This is a genomic window from Solimonas fluminis (genome assembly GCF_002930645.1).
In the GTDB taxonomy this organism is placed as follows: Bacteria; Pseudomonadota; Gammaproteobacteria; order Nevskiales; family Nevskiaceae; genus Solimonas_A; species Solimonas_A fluminis.
This window is the reverse complement of the sequence record NZ_PSNW01000016.1, coordinates 101,884-107,883: the sequence shown is the minus strand read 5'-3', so window position 1 is coordinate 107,883 and position 6,000 is coordinate 101,884. Positions and strand designations below refer to the sequence as shown.

General features: G+C 71.2%; 5 protein-coding genes and 1 pseudogene. All 6 read left to right on the top strand.

Annotated features, from left to right (window positions below; translation table 11 throughout):
• Nucleotides 1-310, top strand: a pseudogene (locus tag C3942_RS20610) (amidohydrolase family protein); the annotation flags it as partial.
• 13 nt (nt 311-323) lie between these two features.
• Nucleotides 324-1,124 (top strand): SDR family NAD(P)-dependent oxidoreductase, encoded by an 801-nt coding sequence (locus tag C3942_RS20605; protein ID WP_104232254.1) that lies wholly within the window; start codon nt 324-326, stop codon nt 1,122-1,124.
• Nucleotides 1,125-1,302: 178 nt separating this feature from the next.
• A complete protein-coding gene (locus C3942_RS20600; protein ID WP_104232253.1) occupies nt 1,303-2,823 on the top strand; it encodes a CoA-acylating methylmalonate-semialdehyde dehydrogenase in 1,521 nt (506 codons plus the stop codon).
• A gap of 34 nt (nt 2,824-2,857) precedes the next feature.
• Nucleotides 2,858-3,256, top strand: a complete 399-nt coding sequence (locus C3942_RS20595; RefSeq protein WP_104232252.1) for a carboxymuconolactone decarboxylase family protein — start codon at nt 2,858-2,860, stop codon at nt 3,254-3,256.
• A 17-nt stretch (nt 3,257-3,273) separates the two neighbouring features.
• Nucleotides 3,274-4,131 carry an alpha/beta fold hydrolase gene (locus tag C3942_RS20590; protein ID WP_207766180.1) on the top strand — a complete coding sequence of 286 codons (858 nt, stop codon included), beginning with the start codon at nt 3,274-3,276 and terminating at the stop codon, nt 4,129-4,131.
• Between the two features lie 112 nt (nt 4,132-4,243).
• Entirely contained in the window at nt 4,244-5,914 is a 1,671-nt protein-coding gene (locus tag C3942_RS20585; RefSeq protein ID WP_104232250.1) for an MFS transporter, read from the top strand.
• Nucleotides 5,915-6,000: the final 86 nt, after the last annotated feature.

The window sequence follows — 6,000 nt, the reverse complement described above, 5'->3', positions numbered from 1 at the left end:
GCATTCGGACAGCCTGTGGCCGGAGGTTCCGGAGTACCTGTACAAGAGCATCCGGCATCTCACCGATGCGCAGATCGACAAGGTCACGCACGGCAACGCGATGCGCTTCTTCAACTTCGACCCATTCAAGCACCACCGTCGCGAGGACCTGACGGTGGGGGCGCTGCGGGCGAGGGCCAAGGCCGACGGGGTGGACACCACGCCGGTGTCCAGCGGCGGCGCCAAGCCGCTGGCGGAGGGCGAGCAGGCCCGCCCGATCACCTCCGGCGACCTCATGAAGATGTTCTCCCACCATTCCAAGGCCGCCTGAGGGCGGGGCGGGCATGATCGGCCCCGATCCGCTGGATCTCGGCGGACAGGTCGCCTTCGTCAGCGGGGCGGGCCAGGGCGCCGGCCGCGCCATCGCCCTGGCGCTGGCGCGGCACGGGGCCGGCGGCGTCGCCGTGAACGACTACCTGCCGGAGCGCGCGGAAGCCGTCGCCGCGGAAATCCGCGCGCTGGGCGTGCCGGCCGCCGCGGCGCCCGCGGACGTCGGCGACCATGCCGCCGTGCAGGCCGCCATGGCCCGCGCCGCCACGCTGGGACCGGTCACGATCCTGGTCAACAATGCCGGCAATACCGGGCCCGGCCGCAGCATGCGGCCCACCGGCCTGTTCTGGGAAACCGGGCCCGCGGACTGGGATCGTTTCCTGCGCACCAACCTGCAGGGCGTCATGAACTGCTGCCACGCCGCCCTGCCGGGCATGGTGGCGCAGGAGCGCGGGCGCATCGTCACGGTCATTTCCGACGCCGGCCGCATCGGCGAGGCGCGCCTGGCGGTCTATGCCGCCGCCAAGGCCGGCGCGGCCGGCTTCATGCGCTCCATCGCCCGCGAGGCCGGGCGCCACGGCATCACCGCCAACTGCATCTCCCTGTCCACGCTGGAACCCGCGCTGGAAGAACCGCAGAAGAGCGAATTCCTGGCCAGCGAACAGGCCAAGGCCCTGCTCGCGCGCTATGCCATCCGCCGCTTCGGCCAGCCCGACGATGTGGCCGCCATGGCCCTGTTCCTCTGTTCGGAAGGGGCAGGCTGGATCACCGGCCAGACCTATCCCGTCAATGGCGGCTACAGCTTCGCGGTCTAGTGCCATCGTTCCCTCTCCCGCAAGCGGGAGAGGGGAGCATTTCTTGCTCCGCCACGGCCTGCCCCTTGACTGAATCAACAACACTGTTGACTTGAGTTGACCCGCGCGCTAGCGTGGGGGAATAACCGGGCCGCGCCCGGTCGCCCCATTCGCCGTCCGCCAAAATCCAGGGTCCCGCATGTCCGCATCCGCGCAATCGAATCTCGCCTCCGTCCCCACGGTTCCCCACTGGATCGGCGGCAAGGCCGTGGCCACCCAGGGTCGCAGCGGCGATGTCTACAACCCGAGCACGGGCCTGGTCACCGCCAGGGTGCCCTTCGCCTCGGCCGAGGAGCTGGACCAGTGCGTGCAGGTGGCCAGGGCCGCATTCCCCGGCTGGGCCAACACCCCGCCGCTGCGCCGCGCCCGCGTGCTGTTCAAGTTCCGCCAGTTGCTGGAAGCCGCCAGCGACGAATTGGCCCATGCCATCTCCGCCGAGCACGGCAAGACCGTCAGCGACGCACGCGGCGAAGTCGTGCGCGGCCTCGAAGTGGTCGAGTTCGCCTGCGGCATCCCGGACCTGATCAAGGGCGAGTACAACGAGAACGTCGGCACCGGCGTGGATGCCTACAGCATCCGCCAGCCGCTGGGCGTGGTCGCCGGCATCACCCCGTTCAACTTCCCGGCGATGGTGCCGCTGTGGATGTTCCCGGTGGCCCTGGCCTGCGGCAACAGCTTCATCCTCAAGCCCTCGGAGCGCGATCCCTCCGCCTCCATCATCCTGGCGCGCCTGCTCGCCGAGGCCGGCCTGCCGGCAGGCGTGTTCAACGTGCTGCAGGGCGACCGCACCGCCGTCGACGGCCTGCTGCAGCATCCGGACGTCGCCGCCATCAGCTTCGTCGGCTCCACGCCGGTCGCCCGCCACGTGCACCAGCAGGGCACCCTGCAGGGCAAGCGCGTGCAGGCCCTGGGGGGGGCCAAGAACCACATGGTCATCATGCCGGACGCCGACATCGACGATGCCGTCGAGGCCCTGCTCGGCGCCGCCTACGGCTCCGCCGGCGAGCGCTGCATGGCCATCTCCGTCGCCGTTGCCGTCGGCGACGAATGCGCCGACCGCCTGATCGAGAAGCTCTCGCCCAGGGTTCGGGCGCTCAAGGTCGGCCTGCCCACCGACAACGCCACCGAGATGGGCCCGCTGATCACCGGCGAGCACCGCAACAAGGTGGCCGACTACATCTCCACCGGCATCGGCGAGGGCGCCAAGCTGCTGATCGACGGTCGCCCCGGCTTCCTCGACAAGCCCGGCTTCTTCCTCGGCGGCTCGCTGTTCGACGGTGTGCAGCCGCAGATGCGCATCTACAAGGAAGAGATCTTCGGGCCGGTGCTCGGCATCCTGCGCGTGCCCGACCTGGACGCGGCCATCAAGCTGATCAACGCCCATCCCTACGCCAACGGCACGGCCATCTTCACCCGCAACGGCGCTGCCGCACGCGCGTTCACCTCCGCCATCGAGGTCGGCATGGTCGGCGTCAACGTGCCGCTGCCGGTTCCCGTCGCCTTCCACAGCTTCGGCGGCTGGCGCAGCTCGCTGTTCGGCGACCACCACATCTACGGCCGCGAGGGCGTGCGCTTCTACACCCGCCTCAAGGCCATCACCCAGCGCTGGCCGCGCGAGCTGGAGAGCCGCGCCGAGTTCTCGATGCCGACGATGAAGTAACCTGCGCCCGACCATCCCGATCAGGAGCGAAACGATGTCGAGCGAAGACCTCAGGAAGGGCCTGGAGCGCCGTACCCGGCTGCTGGGCGAGGCCTACGTGGCCAATGCCATGCACAACGCGCCGGAGTTCAACCGCGACATCCAGGAGTACGTGACCGAAGCGGTCTGGGGCAAGGTCTGGAGCGGCGGAGAGCTGCCGATCCGCGAGCGCACCCTCATCACCGTCGCCCTGGTCAGCGCCATGGGCCGCAGCAACGAGATGAAGGTGCACATCCGCAATGCCCTGCGCAATGGCATCAAGCCGGAGGAGCTGAAGGCCCTGTTCTTCCATGTCACCGGCTACTGCGGCGCGCCGGCCGGGCTGGAATGCCACCGCGCCTACCACGAAGTGGTGGCGGCAATGGCGGCCGAGGGCCCGCAGGCCTCCTCCTGAGCCGCGATGCGCCCGCGGTGGACGAGATCGAGAGCCTGCGGTTCCGCGGCTCGGGCCTGACGCTGGCGGCCGATGGCGCCGGGCCCGCCGGCGGCCCCGTCATCCTGTTCCTGCATGGCAGCGGCCAGACGCGCCAGAGCTGGCGGCGCGCACTGGCCGAAGCCGCGGCCCGCGGCTACCGCGGCATCGCGCTGGACCTGCGCGGCCACGGCGACAGCGACTGGTCGCCCGACGGCCGCTACGGCCTGCCGCTGTTCGCCGCCGACCTGCGCGAGGTCATCGCGCAGTTGCCGCGCCCGCCCGTCCTGGTCGGGGCTTCCCTCGGCGGGCTGGTCAGCATCCTGGTCTGCGGCGAGCTTCCGGCGCCGGCCTCCGCCCTGGTGCTGGTGGATATCGCCCCGCGGGTCGAGGAGCGCGGCGCCCGCGAGGTGATCGCCTTCATGGACAGCGCGCCCGACGGCTTCGCCTCGCTGGAGGAGGCCGCCGACGCGGTGTCCGCCTACCTGCCGCACCGCGAGCGCCCGCGCGATACCCGCGGCCTGCAGCGCAACCTGCGCCTGCGCAACGGCCGCTGGTACTGGCATTGGGACCCGGCCTTCATGCAGATGGGCCGCGACGCCGGCGCCAAGCACCGCTTCGACGGGCCCAATCCCTTCGAGCAGCCGGCCCGCTCGCTGCGCCTGCCCACCCTCCTGCTGAGGGGAGGGCGCAGCCAGATCGTCAGCGAGGCATCCGTGCGCGAGTTCCACGAGTGGGTGCCCCACGCGGAATACATCGATATCGCCGGTGCCCACCACATGGTGGCCGGCGATGCCAACGACGCCTTCAACGACGCCGTGTTCGGCTTCATCGACCGCCAGGGCGGGGCGGCCTGAGCCCCGAGCGGGTAGGCTTGGCGCATGCACAGCGCACTCCCGGCATGAGCCTCCCCGATCCCAGCCCCGCCGCCCGCTCCGCCGCCTCGCGTCCGCGCCGGTTCGCGTCGCCATGACCGCTCCCGTCGACAGCCCCTCGTCCCGCGGCTGGGCCGCCTTCGAGCCGCTGCGCGAGCGCAGCTTCCTCATCATCTGGTCGGCCAGCCTGCTGTCCAACCTCGGCCAGCTGATCCAGGGCGTCGGTGCCGCCTGGGAGATGACCCGGCTCACCCCCTCGCCGGGCATGGTGGCCCTGGTGCAGACCGCGCTGATGCTGCCGCTGATGCTGGTCGCGGTTCCGGCCGGCGCCATCGCCGACATGTTCGACCGCCGCAAGGTCGCCATGGCGGGCCTCGGCTTCGCCACCTGCTGCGCCGCCACGCTGACGGTCATCGCCGGGCTGGGCCTCACCACGCCCTGGCTGCTGCTGGCGTTCTGCTTCCTGATCGGCTCGGGCGTCGCGCTCTACGGCCCCGCCTGGCAGGCCTCCGTGATCGAGCAGGTGAAGCCGGAAACCCTGCCGGCCGCCGTGGCGCTGTCCTCGGTCAGCTACAACATCGCGCGCAGCTTCGGTCCCGCCATCGGCGGCCTGCTGGTGGTGGCGGCCGGCGCCATGGCCACCTTCGCGGTCAATGCCGTGTTCTACCTGCCGCTGCTGCTGGCCTTCTACCTCTGGCAGCGCAAGCACGTACCGCCGCGCCTGCCGCCGGAGCGCCTGCACCGCGCCATCATCTCCGGCGCGCGCTACGCCATCCATTCGCCGCCGGTGCGCAGCGTGATGATCCGCGGCTTCGCCACCGGCTTCGCCGGCGCCTCGCTGTCGGCGCTGACGCCGCTGGTGGCGCGCGACCTGCTGCAAGGCGATGCCAGCACCTACGGCCTGCTGCTCGGCGCCATGGGTATCGGCGCCATCGCCGGCGCGCTGGCGGTCAGCGCCGTGCGCGAACGTCTCCAGGCGGAAATGGCGGTCAGCCTCTGCTCCGTGCTGGCGGGCCTGATGGTGATCCTGCTGGGCCTCAGCCACAGCCTGCTGCTGAGCGTGCTGGTGATGGCCGTGGCCGGCGTGTTCTACCTGCTGCAGACCACGCTGCTGAGCGTCGGCGTGCAGCTGTCCGCGCCGCGCTGGGTCGCCGCCCGGGCCCTGTCGTGGTTCCAGTCCGCCCTCACCGGCGGCATCGCCCTGGGCGCCTGGATCTGGGGCCTGCTGACGGCGGAGTGGGGGCTGCAGGGCACGCTGATGGCGTCCGGCCTGATGCTGGCGCTGACCCCGCTGATCGGCCGGCTATGGCCAATGCCGCCGCTGAAGCCGGCCGGCACCGAGCCCTTCGAGATCTCCAACGAGCCGGAGGTGGCGCTGCCCATCACCGCGCGCAGCGGCCCCATCGTCATCGAGATCGAGTACCGCGTGGACCCCGGGCAGGCGCGGCAGTTCTACCAGGTCATGCAGGAGCTGCAGGGCATGCGCCTGCGCAACGGCGCCTTCGACTGGTCGCTGGCCCGCGACATCGCCGACGCCGAGCTCTGGACCGAGCGCTACCACTGTCCTACCTGGGGCGACTACCTGCGCCAGCGCAGCCGCTTCACCCAGGCCGACCGCGACCTGCAGCTCAAGGCCGACAGCTTCCATACCCCCGGCAGCGGCCCCCGCGTGCACCGCCGCCTGGAGCGCCCCCACGGCTCCGTGCGCTGGCACGCCGACACGCCGGACAACCGCGGCGACCATCCGCCTCTGTTCACGCCTTGAGAGCCGTCATGCCGGCGAAAGCCGGTATCCAGTCGTTTCCACGGCAGCTCCCGTCTGGGGCTGGATACCGCCTTTCGCCGGCACCA